Annotated in this window: 16 protein-coding genes and 1 pseudogene; 9 read left to right on the forward strand and 8 right to left on the reverse strand. The window is 45.9% G+C overall.

What is annotated here, in order from left to right; all coding sequences use genetic code 11:
- Positions 1–63 precede the first annotated feature (63 nt).
- Positions 64–2,550 carry a putative PEP-binding protein gene (locus tag QUA34_RS07430; RefSeq protein WP_333385291.1) on the forward strand — a complete coding sequence of 829 codons (2,487 nt, stop codon included), beginning with the start codon at positions 64–66 and terminating at the stop codon, positions 2,548–2,550.
- A 210-nt stretch (positions 2,551–2,760) separates the two neighbouring features.
- Here QUA34_RS07430 and QUA34_RS07435 read toward each other — a convergent pair whose 3' ends face one another.
- Positions 2,761–2,892, reverse strand: coding sequence for a hypothetical protein (locus QUA34_RS07435; protein ID WP_333385294.1), 132 nt, complete (start codon positions 2,890–2,892; stop codon positions 2,761–2,763).
- A gap of 13 nt (positions 2,893–2,905) precedes the next feature.
- Here QUA34_RS07435 and QUA34_RS07440 point away from each other — a divergent pair, with 13 nt between their 5' ends.
- Positions 2,906–3,352, forward strand: a complete 447-nt coding sequence (locus tag QUA34_RS07440) for a hypothetical protein (RefSeq protein ID WP_333385297.1) — start codon at positions 2,906–2,908, stop codon at positions 3,350–3,352.
- 146 nt (positions 3,353–3,498) lie between these two features.
- Positions 3,499–3,624 (forward strand): hypothetical protein, encoded by a 126-nt coding sequence (locus tag QUA34_RS07445; RefSeq protein WP_333385300.1) that lies wholly within the window; start codon positions 3,499–3,501, stop codon positions 3,622–3,624.
- Here the strand turns inward: QUA34_RS07445 and QUA34_RS07450 are convergent.
- The 3 genes from QUA34_RS07450 to QUA34_RS07460 form a co-directional block, all read right to left on the reverse strand.
- Positions 3,621–3,908, reverse strand: coding sequence for an RNA recognition motif domain-containing protein (locus QUA34_RS07450; protein WP_015179076.1), 288 nt, complete (start codon positions 3,906–3,908; stop codon positions 3,621–3,623). The genes QUA34_RS07445 and QUA34_RS07450 overlap by 4 nt on opposite strands.
- Positions 3,909–4,544: 636 nt before the next feature.
- Entirely contained in the window at positions 4,545–6,110 is a 1,566-nt protein-coding gene (locus QUA34_RS07455; RefSeq protein ID WP_333385303.1) for a methyl-accepting chemotaxis protein, read from the reverse strand.
- A gap of 932 nt (positions 6,111–7,042) precedes the next feature.
- On the reverse strand, positions 7,043–7,261 hold the full coding sequence (locus QUA34_RS07460) for a hypothetical protein (RefSeq protein ID WP_333040721.1): 219 nt from the start codon (positions 7,259–7,261) through the stop codon (positions 7,043–7,045).
- Between the two features lie 161 nt (positions 7,262–7,422).
- Between QUA34_RS07460 and egtC the strand changes: the two genes are divergently transcribed.
- The 3 genes from egtC to egtD all read left to right on the forward strand — a co-directional run bounded on the left by egtC (position 7,423) and on the right by egtD (position 10,899).
- Positions 7,423–8,211 carry an ergothioneine biosynthesis protein EgtC gene (egtC, locus tag QUA34_RS07465; protein WP_333328296.1) on the forward strand — a complete coding sequence of 263 codons (789 nt, stop codon included), beginning with the start codon at positions 7,423–7,425 and terminating at the stop codon, positions 8,209–8,211.
- Complete coding sequence (locus QUA34_RS07470) at positions 8,183–9,475, forward strand: ergothioneine biosynthesis protein EgtB (RefSeq protein WP_333385306.1); 1,293 nt, start codon at positions 8,183–8,185, stop codon at positions 9,473–9,475. The genes egtC and QUA34_RS07470 overlap by 29 nt, the downstream gene beginning before the upstream one ends.
- Positions 9,476–9,855: 380 nt before the next feature.
- On the forward strand, positions 9,856–10,899 hold the full coding sequence (gene egtD, locus QUA34_RS07475; RefSeq protein ID WP_333385309.1) for an L-histidine N(alpha)-methyltransferase: 1,044 nt from the start codon (positions 9,856–9,858) through the stop codon (positions 10,897–10,899).
- A 218-nt stretch (positions 10,900–11,117) separates the two neighbouring features.
- On the opposite strand, the gene QUA34_RS07480 is transcribed toward egtD, so the two are convergent.
- Together QUA34_RS07480 and QUA34_RS07485 are read right to left on the reverse strand one after the other, a co-directional pair.
- Positions 11,118–11,729 (reverse strand): hypothetical protein, encoded by a 612-nt coding sequence (locus QUA34_RS07480; protein WP_333328287.1) that lies wholly within the window; start codon positions 11,727–11,729, stop codon positions 11,118–11,120.
- A gap of 409 nt (positions 11,730–12,138) precedes the next feature.
- A complete protein-coding gene (locus QUA34_RS07485) occupies positions 12,139–12,450 on the reverse strand; it encodes an RNA-binding protein (protein WP_333082386.1) in 312 nt (103 codons plus the stop codon).
- A 942-nt stretch (positions 12,451–13,392) separates the two neighbouring features.
- On the opposite strand from QUA34_RS07485, the gene QUA34_RS07490 reads away from it, so the two are divergent.
- From QUA34_RS07490 to QUA34_RS30175, 3 genes and pseudogenes are all read left to right on the forward strand, one after another.
- Entirely contained in the window at positions 13,393–14,202 is an 810-nt protein-coding gene (locus QUA34_RS07490; protein WP_333328284.1) for an SDR family NAD(P)-dependent oxidoreductase, read from the forward strand.
- A 219-nt stretch (positions 14,203–14,421) separates the two neighbouring features.
- The gene (locus QUA34_RS07495; protein WP_333385313.1) at positions 14,422–15,258 is read left to right on the forward strand and encodes an MBL fold metallo-hydrolase; all 837 of its coding nucleotides are present in this window, start codon (positions 14,422–14,424) and stop codon (positions 15,256–15,258) included.
- Positions 15,259–15,382: 124 nt separating this feature from the next.
- Positions 15,383–15,523, forward strand: a pseudogene (locus tag QUA34_RS30175) (3,4-dihydroxy-2-butanone-4-phosphate synthase); the annotation flags it as partial.
- A 186-nt stretch (positions 15,524–15,709) separates the two neighbouring features.
- Here the strand turns inward: QUA34_RS30175 and QUA34_RS07505 are convergent.
- Both QUA34_RS07505 and QUA34_RS07510 read right to left on the reverse strand, forming a co-directional pair.
- Complete coding sequence (locus QUA34_RS07505; RefSeq protein WP_333385320.1) at positions 15,710–17,812, reverse strand: caspase family protein; 2,103 nt, start codon at positions 17,810–17,812, stop codon at positions 15,710–15,712.
- A 118-nt stretch (positions 17,813–17,930) separates the two neighbouring features.
- Positions 17,931–19,585, reverse strand: a 1,655-nt coding sequence (locus tag QUA34_RS07510; RefSeq protein WP_333385323.1) for a WD40 repeat domain-containing protein, incomplete at its 5' end; no start/stop codon positions are given.

Below are 19,585 nucleotides of genomic sequence, written 5' to 3' on the forward strand. Positions count from 1 at the left end.
GTCGTAAGTGATTAATGGGAAAAACTCTCAACTTCAATCAGTTTCCACCGACAGGCTCGCAGCGTGAAAAACCTCTACTGGTTAGACAAAATTCAACCTTCAGACAGAGATGCAGTGGGAGAAAAAGCATTTTACTTGAGCTGTTTGCTCCAGAAAAATCATCCTGTTGTACCGGGTTTTGTCGTACCGGCTACCACATTCTGGCAGTTTTTAGAGTCGATCGAGTGCCTAGAACCGCTGTTTGCTGACTGGCCACACTCTTCACTGCACTTGAATGTCGATGAACCCAGACAACTGCAATCGATCGCCCGCAGCATCCGCCACCAAATCCTCGCCGGCAAACTACCAGATTCACTGCTCTCCACCCTAGAGTCTGCTGTTTCTCAACTCAACTCCAAGTCAAACTTAAACTCCACAGCCTTAATTTTTCGCCCTTCCCTGACTTCCTGGAACCCGAAAACAGTCGGCATTCTGGCGTCTCAGGCAGTACGGGCAGAACCCGAAGCCATTGGGGACGGACTCAAACGAGCTTGGGCAGAAATGTTCAGAGCCCGAAGTCTATTTTACTGGCAGCGGTGCGGTCTGCGGGTACAGCAAATCAATCCCGCAGTTTTGGTGCAGCCACTTCAAGAAGCCATCGCCGCGGGCGAGGTAAAAATAAAGGCGGGTGCACAGTGGGAAATCCAAGCCACCAGCGGTTTGGGATTGTCCCTCGCTAGGGGAGAAACCATCCCCGATTACTATCAAGTGCAGCCAGAAACAAGCGCGGTTAAATTCCAGCGGATCGGTTACAAAACATTAGCCTACAATCTCAAAGTCGGCGATGGTGAACCGAAAAAAAAACTGCTACTGGGCAAGTTTGCTGCTTTCCCAATTCCCGATTCTCCATTTATAATTCCTGATTTTGCTGATTGTTGCGTGCAAGTTTTAGCGCTGGGAGAGGAAGCACAAACAGAATACGTTTTAGAGGAATCGCAACTGCAAGAAATCATTGAATTGAGTAAAAAAGCGATCGCCGAATTTGACTCGGATTTAATTTTCGAGTGGACGCTAAATCAGACAGCAAACAGCGGGGAAGCGCAGTTTTATTTCACTCAAGTTCGTCTTGTCAAAGGGGAAAAAGTCGCGCCACTAGAGGAAAATTCGAGATCCCTCCCGCACCCAAACTCGATCGCCCCAGCCCGAACTCCTGCCATACTCAGAGGTGTGGCAGCAGCATCAGGAAAAGCCGAAGCAATTGCCCAAGTTATGACTAATTCCCACCCAGAAAACGCGGAATTCTTAGCCGGAGGCATTTTGGTAGCCCGGACAATCGAGCCGAATTGGCTGCCTTGGCTGAAGATTGCTGCTGGAGTGATTGCGGAACAAGGAGGCATGACATGCCACGGCGCCATTTTAGCGAGAGAATTGGGGATTCCCGCCGTTGTGGGAGTGACCGGGGCGACGCGGGCGATCGCCTCGGGCGATTCGGTTTTGGTAGACGGCGATAGCGGAGAAGTTTTTGCCCTCGCCCAACAGGATGCGATCGAGACAGGAGACAGCAGCCGACTTCGGGACACAGCAAAAAAGGCAAATGTATACAGTACAGCAGCGAAAATGTCAATAGCCAAGCACCAATCTTCTACCTCCGATCGATCGTCCAATTGGGCGTCTAAATCTCGACAATCTGAGTCTACTCAATATGTTTGGGGCCCACCAACGGCGACTCAACTGCTAGTTAATGTCAGCCAAACAAGTTCGATTGACCGCCTCAAAAATCTGCCAATAGACGGCATCGGATTGCTGCGATCTGAATTAATGGCATTAGAAGCTTTGGACTGTGAAAACCCCAAAGTTTGGCTACAAGACGGCCGCCAATCGGAATTTGTCGATCGCATGGCGGATTGCCTCAGTTTATTTGCTGCTGCCATTTCGCCGCGGCCAATATTTTATCGCTCTCTCGATTTACGCGAGTCAGGCGACCACGGCAGTTTCAGTTATACCTTTGAACCGGAATTATTTGATTGGGAACTCTGCGTACTTCAAAAAGTCTGCGAGTCAGGCCATACCAATGTTAATTTAATTTTGCCTTTCGTGCGATCGGTTGAGGAGTTTATCTACTGTCGCCAGCGCTTAGAAACTATTTGGAAAAACCGCTCAGCCGAATTTCAACTATGGATTATGGCGGAAGTTCCTTCAGTGTTATTTTTATTGCCAGATTACGTAAAAGCCGGAGTTCAAGGAATTTCCATCGGCACCAACGATTTAACCCAATTGCTGTTAGGAATTCACCGCAACTCCGACCAGGTAGCAGGTGCATTCAACGGGCGCGATCAAGCAGTGATGAGGGCGATCGAACAATTAATCAAACAGGCCCGGGCCGCCGGCATTCCTTGCTCAATCTGCGGCGACGCTCCCGCATTGTATCCCGATACAGTTGAATCCTTCGTGCGGTGGGGGATTTCGTCTATTTCGGTCAATGTCGATGCTGCAGAACAAACTAGCAGGGCGATCGTCCGCGCCGAACAGCGCCTACTCCTAGAACTCGCTCGATCGATAATTAACAATTAACCACTCCCGGACGCACTTGACCCCAGAAGTCCGGTTTCTACTCTAAATCATGGCTTTGGTAAGCAGCCACCCGCTCAGAAATCGGATTTCTAGAGAACCCGTGCGTCCAGGAATATTAACAACTACAGAAACCTGGTTTCTGAGTAGATCTAGCAACCGCCCTGACGGTTAGGAAATTCTTAATTTCTCAAACCCTTGCTTTTATTCCTTTTATTGCTTCTTCCTTCTTCCTTCTTCCTTCTTCCCTCTTCCTTCTTCCTTCTTCCCTCTTCCTTCTTCCTTCTTCCTTCCACTAACATCCGATTTTAAAGCTAGGATAGAAATATCACCAATTCTTGACATGGAGGTACAAACCGTGAAATCAAAAATTATTGCAACCGCAGCAATACTTGCCGCCCTGGCCTTTCTGCATCCTCACCCAGCATTATCTCAACCTGCAACTGACGGTGGCAAAAAACCCGGATTCTGGCAACCTCAAGCGCAGGTTGACAATACTCGCAACATTACCCTCAGACTGTTAAATGAAACAGGATTAAACCTAGAATACGGTCCATCAGGTGGCAGCTTGTCATCCTTGCCCGTCGGAACCAGCAAAAACATCATTGTTCGTATCAGCAATCGCACCGGCGACATTGCCAATATTCCGATTAATGCCACCGGAGGAACCACAACTTTGAAATACGACTATAACGTTGACTCGCAGACAAACATTGTGACGATTCGCATCACCAGATCAGACGGCAGCACTCGGCAAGACAGATCAGTTTATATTGATGAAAAAGGGCGAGTTTACTCTTTCTAAGATTAATGCTCATCAACCCGGTTTCTCCTGATAAATTTTGCTCTTAGCAGCGAGGTATCGCGGAAGAAATCGGGTTTCTAGACTACCGCGCATAAATTCTGTCTTTCTCAAAAAGTTATGAATCAAGTCCAGCCCATAAAGAATCGATGTTTTGTGCAGCGGATTTGACATTTCATCCCCAAAATCAACTGCTGCTTGCAATTCGGCGCTACTGGCGCACTGGTGCATCAGGTGGGTTTCGAGAGGATGTCAACCGCCGCATCGCAGACTAATATCCGTCGTTTCTCTTGATACCTGCGCCTCGATTTCCCTCTTCTTTCGGTTTAGCTTTGTTCACTCGCAGGGGGCGCCCCATCCACTCTGCACCGTCTAATTCGGCAATTGCAGCGTCTTCTTGGGCATCCTCCATCATCTCAACAAATGCAAAACCGCGCATCCTACCGGTTTCCCTGTCGGTAGGCAAGACAACTCGCTTGACTGTGCCGTATTCTGCAAATACTGCTTTCAGGTCTTCTTCGGTGGCGCGGTAAGACAGATTTCCAATGTAGATAGTCATGTCGATCGAACTGAACTTGTTGTGCTATACATAATAACCTTTTAATTTAATTGTCAAGTGCTATCTAGCATACAACTGGGCGATCGACTCTGACTAAAAGGGTTTGCCGCACTGACCAACCCTTGGTACTGGCTGCAATAGTTAGCTTAATCAAAACTCATATCCTCACTGATCCGCAGGGCGCGTCAGGATATGAGTTTTGGGGCGGCGAGGAATCCCACCCCTGAACAATACTTGATTTTAATCAGATCAGTGATAGGTGGGCGACGCATCGCCAAGCATCTTCGGAAATAAAGCGAGTAACAAGGTATAATATATTAGGTTGCTCTAGACCACATCGTTGATATAGCGGTTTTTAACTTTCGTGAGGTACTTGGCAGTTAATTACCAATTCCCCACTTCTTCTATTCTTTAATCTAAAATTTACATCTGTACCTCATTAACTTGAGAATTGCTATACACATCTAGACAGCCCTTTGAGCAAACCTACTTCACATCTCCCCACCCCTTTCCTAAACGGGGAGATGTCACCTTCAATCCTTGGGCAAAATTGGGAATTGCAAATTGGAAATGAGGAATTGGGAAATTTTTATCTCCATCTGTTTAATCCCCAGTTTAGGATATTACTTTTTTCATTTAAACTAAGGATCTGAGATTTAAAGCAGCTTTGTTAAGTGTTTGAGTCCCAATTCGACTTTGGGTAATACCGCGGGCTGTTTCCGTTGCTCCTTTATTCAGAACATTCATCCCCTCTACCACTTGCTCAATAGCGATCGCCTGCTGTTTGGTATTCAGAGAAATTTTCTGACTGCTGACAACAACACTGTTAATAGCATTAGCAACATTGTTAAAATTATCCGCCGTACCTTCAGTCAATTTTAGGCTATTATCTAAAGTTTTCTTGCCCTCATCTGTTACCATCACTGTTTTATTAATGGAATTCTTAATACTGTTTATCAAATCATTAATCTGATCCGACGATGTTTTGCTTTGATCTGCCAGTCGGCGAATTTCCGTCGCCACCACCCCAAACCCCTTTCCTTGTTCTCCGCTGCGTACTGCTTCCACTGTAGCGTTAATGGCCAGCATATTAGTTTGATTTGCCAAATCGCTGACTAAATTGGTAATATTAGCAATCTGATTGGTTTGCTGGCTCAAATGTAAAACTTGATCGGCGATCGCTCCGACTTTTTCCGTCAAACTCAACATTCCCTGCTGGGTTGTCTGCACTACTTTACTGCCTTCTGCTGCCATATTTAAGACATTACTGGCATTTTCAAGGGCTGATTCGGCTTGCATAGCTGATTGCCTCGATGATGCGCCCAATTCATCCATTGTGGTAGTTGTTTGATTAACAGAAGCAGCTTGTTGTACAGCAATACTTTCTTGTTGCTCAATTGTCGCAGCGATCTCGGTAGAAGAACTGACAATCATATTAATAATACCTTTCAGCGCTTTATCTAAAGGTTTGGCGATCGCTATGCTTAAAGCTATTCCTAAACCAATCGCTGTTAGCGGTCCAACTGTCATCCCCAAAAATACAGCTACTTGAGTCTTACTAATATCATTTTCTGCGGTTGTATAAGCGTCGTCGGCTTGCTTTTTGTTGGATGCAGATACGGCTAAAATTGCTTTTGTTGCCTTGATAAATTCAAGGCGAATTAGCTTAGATTGCTGACTAAGTTTATTCAAAAGGTTACTAGCTGTTTTGGCTCTTGCCATTTCTGGCGAATTCCTTTTACCTTGAGTAATTAGGTTTAGCTGCAAGCCCAAAGGATTCAAAATTCCCAGTTTCTCAAATTCTTGATTAATTCGCAGGAGTTCTTGATCTGCTTGCTTCCACTTCTCCCAATACTTAAGCATTTGTTGATATAGGGCGTCTTCATCTGAGGTACGTGGAGTGGTTTCGTATTCTTTAAACCCATCTTGAATCTGCTGCCAAGCCTTGTCCATTGTGTTTAAGGCATCTTGCCTTTCTGCTTGAGTGAGTGCCGGATTAATTAGCGCTCTCTCGGATGACTCAATTTGGGTTTGTCCCTCGTTAATTTTCCATAAGGCTTCAATACTCGGTAAATTATTTTTACCTATAGTATCTATGTGTTGACTGAGATTAGATGTTGAGTTACCTCCTACCCAGGCAACTAACAATACTAAAAGTCCCATAATCAGAAAGGCGCCGATCAGTCTGGTTTGTAAATTCATTTTTCTCAACAACATACTATTTCTGCTTCCTTCTACTACAGTTATCCTCGCTGCCATCCTCAACATATCTTGTATATTATAGCTTTTCTCAGGTAGAGCAAGTACCTATTAGGATTTTACCTTGGAGATTTTATTTTTTAAAAGTAGTAATTAATTGATCGGGAACTCCCGATCCTGAAAGTCGCTATCGGTTTTGGGTGACGACGCAGTTACGGTAGCTTTTTGGTTGTCATCATGTTGAATTCATTTTTATAAACCCCCTTTAAAATAAAAATGCTCCCACTCTTGAATAACTTCCTTATTAACTCTATCATTAAAAGGTTCAAGGGCGAGAAACAAAACTAACAAACGTGTTTGAAAAGTTTTCATAAACACTATATGTAACGTTGAATAAAGTTCTAACATAATTTAATTTAATCAGGAAAATAATAAATTAAGTTTGATACTTTTAGGCTCTGACAACATACCTAAACCATGGAAAAATGCTTTGGTAGTGATAGAAAAGGGTCATACAAAGAGGCAAAATAAGTAATCAAGAAAAAGGGCGAAAGTAATATACTTGTCGCCCCCTTCGCCTGATTTATCATAAGCCGGAAAAATTAGGGTCAAAACTTAAAAATAATTTCAGTTTTCTCAACCCAACAAATGCCCAATTATTAGGAAATGCTATCGAGTTTGCATTTCGTCAACTTTCTCAGAAAAATACTTGTAACTGGTTTACAAACTGCTGTTATTGTACTTCATCAATCTGAGAAAGGCTATACGGGAATCGCTTGTGTCTGTGCAGATTTTCTAGCGGGGACTGAGCAATTCAATCTAGCCAAGTGTGCAAATCCCATAAGGGAAAAACGCGAAAAGCCAAACTGTGAAGTTTGGAAGCCCACGCCATAACTGTAATCAGTTTGGCGTTGGGAGGATGTTACTGCTTTTCCTTAGTCGATCGAGATTGACTGAGGCCCCGTGCTTTTACCGTTGGTGGGTTCGGCTGGGGGAGTAGTGTAGGAAGTTGAACCAGCTTGCTCGTCGATCCAGCTTTTAACGGGATCTTCGTGAAGGTTGAGTCGAAGCAGGCCAGATAAAAATCCGCCCGCGAAGGCGATCGGCTGTTCGATCAATTCTTTCGCCATTGGGATGAGTTCGTCGATGAACATTCAAGAGTCTCCTTGTGTTGCAGGGGTTATACCTTAACTGTATCGTTTGTACTGCGATGCTGGCAGCGGGCTACAAAAAACCTTCCAGCGCTGAAGATGCGCGATCGGGCAATTTTTCGGCTCATGACTTACAATGCTAATCAAATTGCTGCAAAAATTTTATGTGCCGTTTGCTTGGCTACCTAGGGGAGCCGATTTTACTTGATGCTATTCTGTACAAGCCGGAACATTCCCTAATTGTGCAGAGTTACCAGCCCCGCGAAATGACTTCTGGTCTACTCAATGCTGACGGTTTTGGTATTGGTTGGTATCACCCGCACCTAGATACTGACCCGTTTACCTATAAAAATGTACAGCCAATTTGGAGCGACATTAACCTTCCGAGTATCAGTCGATACGTTGAATCTGGATGCGCGATCGGATATGTTCGCAGTGCAACTTCAGGACAAGCTGTAGATTTGAGCAACTGTCAGCCGTTTCAGAACGATCGCCTGCTGTTCGTACACAACGGCTTCGTGAAGAATTTTCGGCAAACTCTTTACAGACCAATTCGCGATCGACTCAGCGATACGCTTTATCAATCAATTAACGGTACTACAGATTCAGAGCATATTTTCGGCTTGTTTGTCAATGAATTGACAGCCACCAATGTGACTCTAGAAGCTGCTTTGCAAAACACGCTGAAAACTGTGGCAGAGCTAGCAAACTTTCACCAAGTAGAATTTTCAGCTAATATAATTATCAGCGACGGACACCAGCTTGTTGCCTCTCGCTTTGCTTCCCAAAAAACCCCTCCTTCCCTCTATTGGCTGCGGGACGATTTAAATTTCCCGGATTCTGTCATCATTGCTTCTGAACCTTTATTTGCAGGCAATTGGCACGAGTGCCCAGTCCAGAGCATTATCAGTACCGGAGTAGAGCGTGATATCGAAATCTATCCAATCTTGTAGAAAGGCAATTTATCGCGATTTGCAGCAGTGTCGCAGCGGCACTTTCAAGCTATTTGCAGACATCGATTATGATACTTTTTGCCGTCAAGCTCATCCTGATTTCAGTCCAGTTGGCTGGCACTTAGGTCACATTGCTTATACTGAGGATTTGTGGCTGTTGCAACGGTGCGCTGGCTTGAAACCTGTCTTTCCTCAGTATCACCAACTGTTTGCTGCTGATATTTTGCCCAAAAAACAACGGGTTTTTCTGCCGACGTTACCAGAAGTTGAATTATATCTGGACGAGGTGAGAAAAAAGGTGTTCGATTATTTGGAAGTAGCGCCGATCGACGAGCAAGAAGGTCTCTGGCGGTTTATTATTCAGCACGAAAGCCAGCACTGCGAAACTGTTGCTTTCGTGTTGCAAATGCACAGGAATAAGGCAGAAAAAAGAGGGAAGAAGGAAGAAGGAAGAGGGAAGAAAGAAGAAGGAATATTAATGCCCAATGCCCAATTCCCGATGCCCCATGCCCCATTCCCCATTCCCAATTCAGCGATTGAAGTTCCGGGCGGGGAATTTTACATGGGAAGCGATGCTGCTGAGGCTTTGGATAACGAGCGATCGCGCCACCTATGTTATTTAGAAGCATACTCGATCGATCGCTATCCCGTCACTTGCCGTCAATACCGAGATTTCATGGAATTCGGCGGCTATCAAAACCCTGATTGGTGGTCAGCGGACGGCTGGAAATGGCTGCAAGGCGAAGCCGTCTTTCAACCGCTTTACTGGTCAGAAAATCCAGCTTTCAACAACCATCCAGTCTGCGGCGTGAGTTGGTACGAAGCCGAAGCTTACTGCAACTTTGTTGGCAAGCGTTTGCCATCGGAAGCAGAATGGGAAAAAGCTGCGAGTTGGGATGCCAAAAATCAAACATATCGCATCTATCCTTGGGGAGAAGAACCGCCAAACGGCAGCCTGTGCAATCACGGCAATAATATTGCCAATACCTCGCCAGTTGATGCCTTTCCCAAAGGAGCAAGTGCCGCAGGCTGCTATGATATGTTGGGCAATGTTTGGGAGTGGACTGCTTCAACTTTTGACGCCTATCCGGGATTTGAAAGTTATCCTTACAGGGGATATTCTCAAGTTTATTTTGATGGAGAACACCGGGTTTTGAAAGGCGGGAGTTGGGCGACTTTTCCGCAGGCACTGCGATCGACCTTTCGGAATTGGTACTATCCGGGCGTGCGGCAAATTATTGCTGGTTTTCGCTGCGCTAAGTAGTTGGCTAGGTAATTATAATTACCATCAAATTGGTTCCTAGTGAAAAATTTATTCATCGGACTTTGCCGATGAACAAATTCCTTAATACTTGCCTTACAAAGCTTATTTTACGAACCTCAGATAACTGGCTGGAGAGGGAATTGGGGAAAAAAAATGTTTGCGAAATGCCCAACTTTTTTCCATGTAACAAGCTCAAAGAAAACAAGTTTGGTTAAGTATTCAATAATTTTTGTGGATAAATTTTAAGTTTTAATTGTGGATGCGATCGCCATCCGGTGAGAAAATACAGAATCCAGAGCCGCATGAAAAATCTGACTTGAGCGCGATATTTGGCAACGCGGCTGCGTGCTATACCGATATGTGCATCTAAAAATTACTTTATGAAATCCCCAAGACTCTCCGATACGACAAACTCAGCCTTAACGAAGGAAAACCGCCTGCACTTAGAGCGCCTGGTGAGCGCTGCGGCACTGACACCGGCAGAAATCAATGCTGGCAGCGATGCAGTTAGCGGGTTAACTCAAAGCCCCAAATCCCTGCCTCCAAAGTATTTCTACGACGATCGCGGCTCGAATCTGTTTGAGTTGATTTGCCAGTTGCCGGAATACTACTTGACGCGCACTGAGACGGCAATTTTGCAGGGGTGCGCGGGGGCGATCGCAAATTTAACGGGCCCCTGCGAAATTGTAGAACTCGGCAGCGGCAGTTCCACCAAAACTCGGATTCTCCTGGATGCTTACAGTCAACTCGAATATCCCCTGCACTATTTGCCGATCGACATCAGTCCTACTATCCTAGAAAGCAGCGCTTGTCAACTGTTGGCCGATTATCCGTCGCTCCAGATTCACGGACTTGTCAGCACTTACGAATTAGCCTTAGCTAAAATTGCACCGTCGCCCTTGCCAACCCGAATGATTTGCTTTCTAGGCAGTACCCTCGGCAATCTCAACGCTCAAGAATGCGATTTGTTCTTCTCGCAAATTGTCGGTGCATTGCAGCCGGGAGAGTATTTTTTGCTGGGAATTGACTTGGACAAATCTAAGGATATTTTAGAGCCGGCCTACGATGACAGTCAAGGAGTAACGGCAGCATTTAACTTGAATATGCTGCGACATTTAAATCGAAAATATGAGGGAAATTTTGATTTAGCACAGTTCGAGCATTGGGCTTTTTACAATCAAGAGGAATGTCAAATAGAAATGCACTTGAAAAGTAAAAAAGTGCAAACAGTGCAGTTGCGTTCTCTCAATTTAATAGTTGAATTTGCAGCGGGAGAAACTATCCGCAGCGAAATATCGCGCAAGTTTAATCTCAATACTGTAAAAAAAGAACTTTCGCAGCGTGGTTTAATGCCTATGCAGGTTTGGACAGATCCAAATCAGTGGTTTGGCTTGATGCTTTGTCAGATGTCAGTTGACAGTTGACGGTTGACAGTTGACAGTTGGCAGTTGCCAATTGCCAATTGCCAATTGTTATTTGTTATTTGTTTTGAATATCTCGCAATAATTAGTAACTACTGACTACTGACTAATAACGTTCGCGAGCGGGGACAGCACTATGACTACTGACTACTGACTACTGACTACTGACTACTGACTGCTGACTACTGACTACTGACTACTGACTACTGACTACTGACTAATTAACAAATCGGCCGCTGTCCGGGTTTTACGGCGTGAATGTACTCACTGCCCGAGGTCGGCCATCCCCTCTTATAATAAGCTTCCTCCGGCTTCCCCCAGCCCAACTGCAACAAAATTTCTAGGAAATCCAACTTTTCCCACTTCGAGAGACTGGCCCATTCTGTGCGCTGGGCTATAGCCTCTACATCAACCGACTCGATTGATCGAAAATCCTTTCCGCTGTTAACACTTAAATACAAATCCATCCCGGCAGTTACCTGCTGCCAGAATTCCAACATAGCAATCTTAGCTGCCTTCAACGTAATCAAATCAACCGGTAGAGCTATTAATTCGTCATCCACTGCCGGATAGCGTAGAGTATTGCCTTTAACCGCAATTTCCCGCCAGACAATCCCAGAAACTTGATGTTCCCGCTGGTATTCGTGTACGGCTGCCTTAAAATTTTGATAAGCAGTGAACTTCTGTACGCCCTCAGATTTGAGAAAGCGGTCAATCACGGGGTTGCCTGTAGCAGGAGTTTCAGTCAAGTTGAGGCGCCGCCCATACAAGCAGGCTTGGCGCTCTTCTTCGAGGATTTTAATGAGTTCCGCCGTGCTGTAGACCTTGGACATCTTTATTCAGGCAAAATCAAGATATTGGCTGATATTCGGCTGGTTTTCTCGACTAATCTTCGGTAAAGATAGTTTTGCTGTTCTAGGCAATATTCAGTTTTGCCGTTATTCTAGCTTTTCTTGCTGCTTAATTCTAGTTTGATAGTTTACAGGCGTCGAGCCGCGAAATCCCGACAGCCTCTTAAAAAAAGCAGTTAAGAGGGTACTGAATCACGAACTAGAGTGGGAACTGCACCGCGGGCGTATCTCGCGGGATTTTTCGCCAAAAACAAAGCCCCCTCCAAGGAGGGGGCAAAACTGATTTAGAGGTTTGGGAGTTTTATTGGATGGGTCGATCGAACAACCCGAAAAAAAAGCAGCATTCGCACCTGCCGTCAACTACCAAAACTCAAATTTTCAGTCTCAAAGCTTAGTAGCGTCGAGAAGAGCGATCTTTGTCGCCCCAGCCGCCGCCGCCACCCGATGAGCGTTTGTTGTCTTCGCGAGGTTTGGCTTTGTTGACTTTCAAGTCACGGCCCATCCACTCAGCACCGTCTAAAGCTGCGATGGCTGCTGCTTCTTCTGCCTCGCTTGCCATTTCCACAAAAGCAAAACCCCGCATCCTGCCTGTTTCCCGGTCCATTGGCACTTGGACGCGGCTTACAGTACCGTACTCGGCAAATACTTCGTTGAGGTCATCTGATGTTACCTCATATGAAAGATTACCCACGTAAATCGACATAAAATCTCCAGAATCATTAGGGTGCAGAGACTTAGATTCGGAGAGACGCTTGTAAATAAACACCAACAAACTACGCAACCGAATTTAATTCTTGGAAAACCACTATAACATGAAGCCAGCAGAATCAGCAATTGGCTGTCATAATTTTCAATGTTGGGTGCCGAGCGCGCAATCGGCAACCGAAAGTATTCTTGATAAATGACATCTTACACTCTTGGCATCCTCCGCTTGGTTTCTTGCTGCGCGATCGACCTGATATCTGAGATTTTTTGTCGCTGTTACCAGATTGATTGGGTCTGATTGAGACCAGTGCCTGAGATTCAGTTATAACTGACATCCGGCACTGTTCTCCTTGGACAAGCCTCCTGCCCGTTCCACCAGAGATAAATGTTTTTAGCCCAGGATTAATCTTCCGAGTCAATCTCCCATCTTCCATCTCCCGTCTCTCATCGCATCCGATTTAGCGCCCGATAATGGCGGCTCCCCAATAATTATCAAAAGAGTTATTAGCCATATCTACGCGCATTTTATACTTAGATAGCAATCCTCGCATCATTTGTGAATTTCTTACTCGCTCCCCGATCTCGCGGGGAGGGTTGGGGTGGGGTAAAAATTTTACGACTCCTGCAAGGATTGCTATCTAAGTATAATTATTTCTTTAATATTTCCATTTTATTCATTTTTTAAGGCTTTATGTAGTTTCTCTATTTGCTCTTTCTCTAAGATGATTCTCGGCTGTGATTTTTACACTAATTGCATGAAGTTTGTTTTCGATTCTACCGTATTTAAATGCCTAAAAGTTTATGTCCTGGGAAAGATGCGATCGCACTCCTACCTCCCTAGCATTGTAAAAGTTGAACGTCCACAGTCCACAAAGATTGTCTAGTACAGACAGAAGCAAGCCTAGACAAAAGAGCGTGGAGCAGTTACAGAGGATTTTAAATGGTTATAAACAGTTCGTTGACCCGGCCCTTGGCTGTCGTGACGGGTGCCTCTAACGGTATCGGCTACGAACTCGCCAAACAGTTCGCTCAAAACGGCTTCGATCTCCTAGTCACCGCCACCGGAGCGAGCATCAATGAAGCGGCTCAAGCCTTTGAGGGGCTCGGTGCCAAAGTCGATACAGTGCAGGCAGACCTCGCTACCTACGACGGTGTTGAGACGCTCTACAACCAGATAAAAGCGACTAATCGGCCAGTGGATGCGATCGCAATTAATGCCGGTGTCGGCGTCGGGGGCGACTTTGCCCGCGAGACAGACTTGAAGGACGAACTAAATCTGATTAACCTCAACGTTGTCTCGTCTGTGCATTTGGCTAAACGGGTAGTTAAGGATATGGTCGATCGAGGCCAAGGTCGGATTCTATTCACTTCGTCGATTGCCGCCCTAATGCCGGGGCCATTCGAGGCAGTCTATGCAGCATCTAAAGCATTTATACACTCCTTCTCAGAAGGGCTGCGTAACGAGTTAAAGGACACAGGCGTCACCGTTACCGCGCTGATGCCAGGGCCGACGGATACCAACTTCTTCCATCGGGCGGGAATGGACGACACGAAGGCGGGCGCAGACAAGAAAGACGACCCGGCCGAAGTTGCCAAGCAGGGCTTCGAGGCGCTGATGGCGGGTAAGGACGACATTATCGCCGGTTCACTCAAGACAAAGATTCTCGCCAGCGCAAGCAAAGTTTTACCTGATACCGTTAATGCCGAAATGCACCGCCAGCTTACTGAACCGGGTTCTGCTAACAAATAATTCACGCCCGTCTTACTATTCTTATGTGCAGATTTAAAGAAAGTAAACATCGCAGATAATGGCCTGATTGCAGCCGATAAAAGCGTGTTTACTTCTCCCAGTATTGGCGATTTAGCAAAGTTTTCTCAGGCGTTCATCGAGGGCATTATGCAGCATCGGCCTTGGATGCGAACTGAGGAATAAATGGTTCCCGCCTAAGTAATTTAGTGCAGCACATTTATGCAAATTCATCATCTCAATTGTGGCTGTATGTGTCCCATTGGAGGGGCGCTTTTCGATGGCTTCAGTCGCGGCTTGACGGCTAACCTCGTCTGCCACTGTCTGCTTGTTGAAACGAATCAGGGACTGGTTCTGATTGATACCGGCTTCGGATTGCGGGATATTCAGTCCCCTTACTCCCGGCTCAGCCCGTTTTTCGTTTATTTTAATAACATCCAGTTCGATCGCAAGTACACGGCAATCCATCAAATTGAACAGCTAGGATTTTCACCAAGCGATGTGCGCCATATTGTGCTAACCCACCTCGACTTCGATCATGCCGGTGGTCTAGAGGATTTCCCGGAAGCAACCGTACACGTCATGCAGGCTGAAATCGATGCCGCACAGGATCGGCACGGTTTCATCACAAAAAGGCGCTATCGTCCGGGGCAGTGGGATGAAGTCAAACGCTGGAAATACTATTCGGCGGGTGGCGAACCTTGGTTCGGTTTTGAAGCAGTCCGCGACCTCGACGGGTTGCCGCCGGAGATTTTGCTAATCCCGTTGGTGGGCCACACGCGCGGTCATGCTGGCATTGCCATTGATACACCCGATGGCTGGCTTCTGCACGCAGGTGATGCCTATTTCTACCGACACGAGATGGATGCCGCTAACCGACGCTGCACGCCCGGTCTGCGCGCCTACCAATGGATGATGGAGGTCGATCGCAAGGCTAGGTTGCTCAATCAAGGTCGGCTGCACGAATTATCGGTGCAGCATAGTAAAGATGTGCGCGTGTTTTGCAGTCACGATGCTATTGAGTTAAAAGCCTTCGCTGGCGAGTCTAGGAGTTCTTAAAACTAGAAATTTCATCCTTCGTTCGGAATTGCTTTTGCCCGATCGCGAATTGACAAATAACCTAAATTCAGCCACAATTCTCCTCGATCGATCGTTACCCGGTAAACCTCCGCTATCCACTGCAACCGTCAGCATCGATGCAGTCAACGGCGTCAGTACCGGCATCTCCGCCGAAGACCGGGCGCGCACCATCCAAGTCGCCATCCACCCGGACACCAAACCTCAAGACTTGCGCCGTCCCGGTCACATTTTCCCCCTGCGGGCGATGGCACTCATCACCATGTGCCAGTTGCGTCAGTCCTGTTTAACTTGTTATGTTGAAAAAGGATTGAGATTAGGATGACGCTAATCTTTTCCAGGAATAACAAGTTTTTGACTTACAACCGCAGATAAACACAAATGACCGCAGAGGGATATAGGCTTTGGCAGCATTCTTAAAAAATTCTCTAAATCAAACCACACTCTTTTTCACCACCACTTCCACCTTTTCCGTCGTCCATTCCTCACTCGCATCAGTCACAACCCTGATATTTCGCTGAGGGTTATTTTCATCCACAACCGCCGCCAATAATTGTTCTAAAGCATTGGTCGGTTCTTTATCCCCAAATCCTTTCCGAGATTGGTCTAAAGCTGGCAATTCCAATAATTGAAAATTTGTTGCATCCACCGTCGCAAATACTTTAATGACATCTACCCCTTCCTGATAATTTTCGGGCAACTTGAGAGCGAGTTTAATTGATTTCTCTTTTCCGGGATCTAGAGAATCAAAAGTTAAATTTTTGGGATAATATTTAAAAATCATAAAATCCGGCTGAAGGTTCAATGCACTGATATTTAAAGTAACCTTAGATTCATTCCGAATTACTAACTTGACATCTTCTTCATCTTCTTCTAATACAGGAACCTTACCATCAACATTCAAAACTACAGGTTGCCGTTTAACTGATTTAACCACTTCAACCTTAAGTTTGCCATTTAAAGGAGCAAAAGCATCCTCATTATCCAGTTCCAAAATACTCTCATATCTGGCAACATGGATTAAGCGATTAATTAGCCTTTCTGTGGCTTCAGGTTCATCAATTTTTATAGGAAAAAGAAGATTCTTGATGGGTTCTTTATTCGCATCTAAAATCCAATACTCCCCTTCAGAATTTAGGGAAACAAAATAATCTACATTCTCATCTGTTTCTGTTTCCGAACAAAATTCTATCCAGCGATGGCCATCAACTTGTGTTTTCACTAGCTCCAAATCCGAAAATTGTGATTTTGGTTCTGGTAAAAGCACTCGGACTTTGCGAATTTGTTTCAATCCTGGCGATACATAAACAGCAGGAGAACCAATTTCAAACATTCCTCTATCAATCATTCCTTGCTCTAATTTAGGATTGATGGCTCTAATACTGTCTATTTCTGTTACTTCTGCCCAACAATCGGATGCTCCCAATTCTACAACTTTAACCCTTGCAATTCGGTTTTCCTCATCCTTAAAATCTCTCGTTCTGAATTTGAAAATCTCAAATTCTGCCCCTTTTTTAATGCCGCTTGCTTGACCCATTTGTAGCTGAACTCGGTTTTTCTTGATATCTACTTTCATCACCGGCACCTTACGGCTAGCACCAACAAACTGACCCCCAAAAAAAGTGCGCTCAGTCTCTCCCATCAACATTGGGGTTTGCCGTACAAATACATTGTTAACTTGACTAGAAACTTTATTAAATAGCTCCTCTACAGAAATTTCTGTTCCCTCTTGCCGCAAAGCTTTTAATAAAAAATAAGTCAAAGCGCCGTTGCGTTCCGTCCCTTCAAAAACCTTTTCATAAGCAAATTCATGATCCCGGCAAGCAGCGATTAAGGTATAACCTTTTGGTTCGGGTAACAAACCATTAACAACCGTAATATTGCGGCTATTTTCTGTTGAAGTTTGCCAATTTTGGGCTAATTCCTGAAGCGGGGCGACTAAACTATCCGTAGGTCGAGGAGTGGTGTCAATAAACCCTTCCCCGCGAATCCGGTCATCTCCGCTCATTTCTCTGGTTGCACCACCGGAATGACAGCTATCGAGTACGAGGGTGACAACTAACTCTTTTTCCACCATGTCTTCCAGCAATTTAGCAAATTCTATATCGCGCAAATAGCGGGAATTTGGTTGACCGATATCTGTCGGAACTAAGGCTTCATCTAAACCCCCAAAACCCTTGAGGCTTTCAAAAATAGTTTTCGCCCGTCCGCCGTGACCGGAGTAGTGAATATATACTCGGTCTTGAGGTTGGGCTTTGGCCGTTAGTTCTTTGAATTTAGCAACAATATTTTCATAAGTGGGTAAGAGTTCGGGGGATTCTTTGGGTTGGTTGGGATTGTCGGAAGCTGTAGCGGTGAGTTTAATGATTTGGTCGGAGGTGAGGTTGAAGGTATCTTTTAAATAGGTTTCGACATGGCTAATATCTTGAACGCATCCCCGCAGGTTTTTGTAGTAGTTACCTTCTGGTAAGCGATGGGGGAAATAAAAATCGATACCGATGAGGAGGGCGTAGAAGTTGGGGGTTTGGTTTGTCATGGTTGATGGTGGGTAAGGGGTTTTAGAAAGGTTTGATTTTTATATGAGGTTGAGGTGGGAGTTTTTAGGCAGTTTTTGAGATTAACTTGTTATTTTAAACAAACTTTCTGGCAAAAGCCTATTGATTTGTGGGAATACCATCACACAGGTGCCTGTCGCTATCGCTAACATTGGGGCTGCTTTCTAAATAGCTACGTACCCAGTCACAACCACCCTTGAGTAAATCATCAAAATCAAAATTCCATAAAATTATTGTCTTGTCATTGCTGGCGGAAGCCAAGGTCTTGCCATCGGGACTAAATGCGACGCTATTGACGACTTTGCTATGGCCGGCAAGGGTGGCAATCGGTTTTTGGCTTTGCAAATTCCATAAAATTATTGTCTCCTCACCGCTGGCGGAAGCCAAAGTCTTGCCATCTGGACTCAATGCGACGCTCATGACCCAATTGTTACGGCCGGCAAGGGTGGCAATCGGTTTTTGGCTTTGCAAGTTCCACACTTTGATGGTGTTGTCAAGGCTGGCGGAAACCAAAGTCTTGCCATCTGGACTAAATGCGACGCTCATGACCGAACTGCTATGGCCGGCAAGGGTGGCAATCGGTTTTTGGCTTTGCAAGTTCCACACTTTGATGGTCTGGTCAGCGCTGGCGGAAACCAAAGTCTTGCCATCTGGACTAAATGCGACGCTCATGACCCAAGTGCTATGGCCGGCAAGGGTGGCAATCAGTTTTTGGCTTTGCAAGTTCCACAGTTTGATGGTGTTGTCACGGCTGGCCGAAGCCAAAGTCTTGCCATCTGGACTAAATGCGACACTGCTATGGCCGGCAAGGGTGGCAATCGGTTTTTGGCTTTGCAAGTTCCACACTTTGATGGTGCTGTCACGGCTGGCGGAAGCCAAAGTCTTGCCATCTGGACTAAATGCGACGCTATTGACCAAGTCGCTATGGCCGGCAAGGGTGGCAATCGGTTTTTGGCTTTGGAAGTTCCACACTTTGATGGTGTTGTCAAGGCTGGCGGAAGCCAAAGTCTTGCCATCTGGACTAAATGCGACGCTATCGACCGAATTGCTATGGCCGGCAAGGGTGGCAATCGGTTTTTGGCTTTGCAAGTTCCACAGTTTGATGGTCTTGTCACGGCTGGCGGAAACCAAAGTCTTGCCATCTGGACTAAATGCGACGCTCATGACCAAGTCGCTATGGCCGGGAAGGGTGGCAATCGGTTTTTGGCTTTGGAAGTTCCACACTTTGATGGTGCTGTCAAGGCTGGCGGAAGCCAAAGTCTTGCCATCTGGACTAAATGCGACGCTATTGACCAAACTGCTATGGCCGGCAAGGGTGGCAATCGCTTTTTGGCTTTGCAAATTCCACACTTTGATGGTGCTGTCACCGCTGGCGGAAGCCAAAGTCTTGCCATCTGGACTAAATGCGACGCTATAGACCCAAGCGCTATGGCCGGCAAGGGTGGCAATCGCTTTTTGGCTTTGCAAATTCCACACTTTGATGGTGCGGTCAGCGCTGGCGGAAGCCAAAGTCTTGCCATCTGGACTCAATGCGACGCTATTGACCAAGTCGCTATGGCCGGCAAGGGTGGCAATCGGTTTTTGGCTTTGCAAGTTCCACACTTTGATGGTGCTGTCATCGCTGGCGGAAGCCAAAGTCTTGCCATCTGGACTAAATGCGACGCTATTGACCGAACGGCTATGGCCGGCAAGGGTGGCAATCGGTTTTTGGCTTTGCAAGTTCCACACTTTGATGGTGCTGTCATCGCTGGCGG

It is taken from the genome of Microcoleus sp. POL10_C6 (assembly GCF_036701585.1).
Taxonomy (GTDB): domain Bacteria; phylum Cyanobacteriota; class Cyanobacteriia; order Cyanobacteriales; family Microcoleaceae; genus Microcoleus.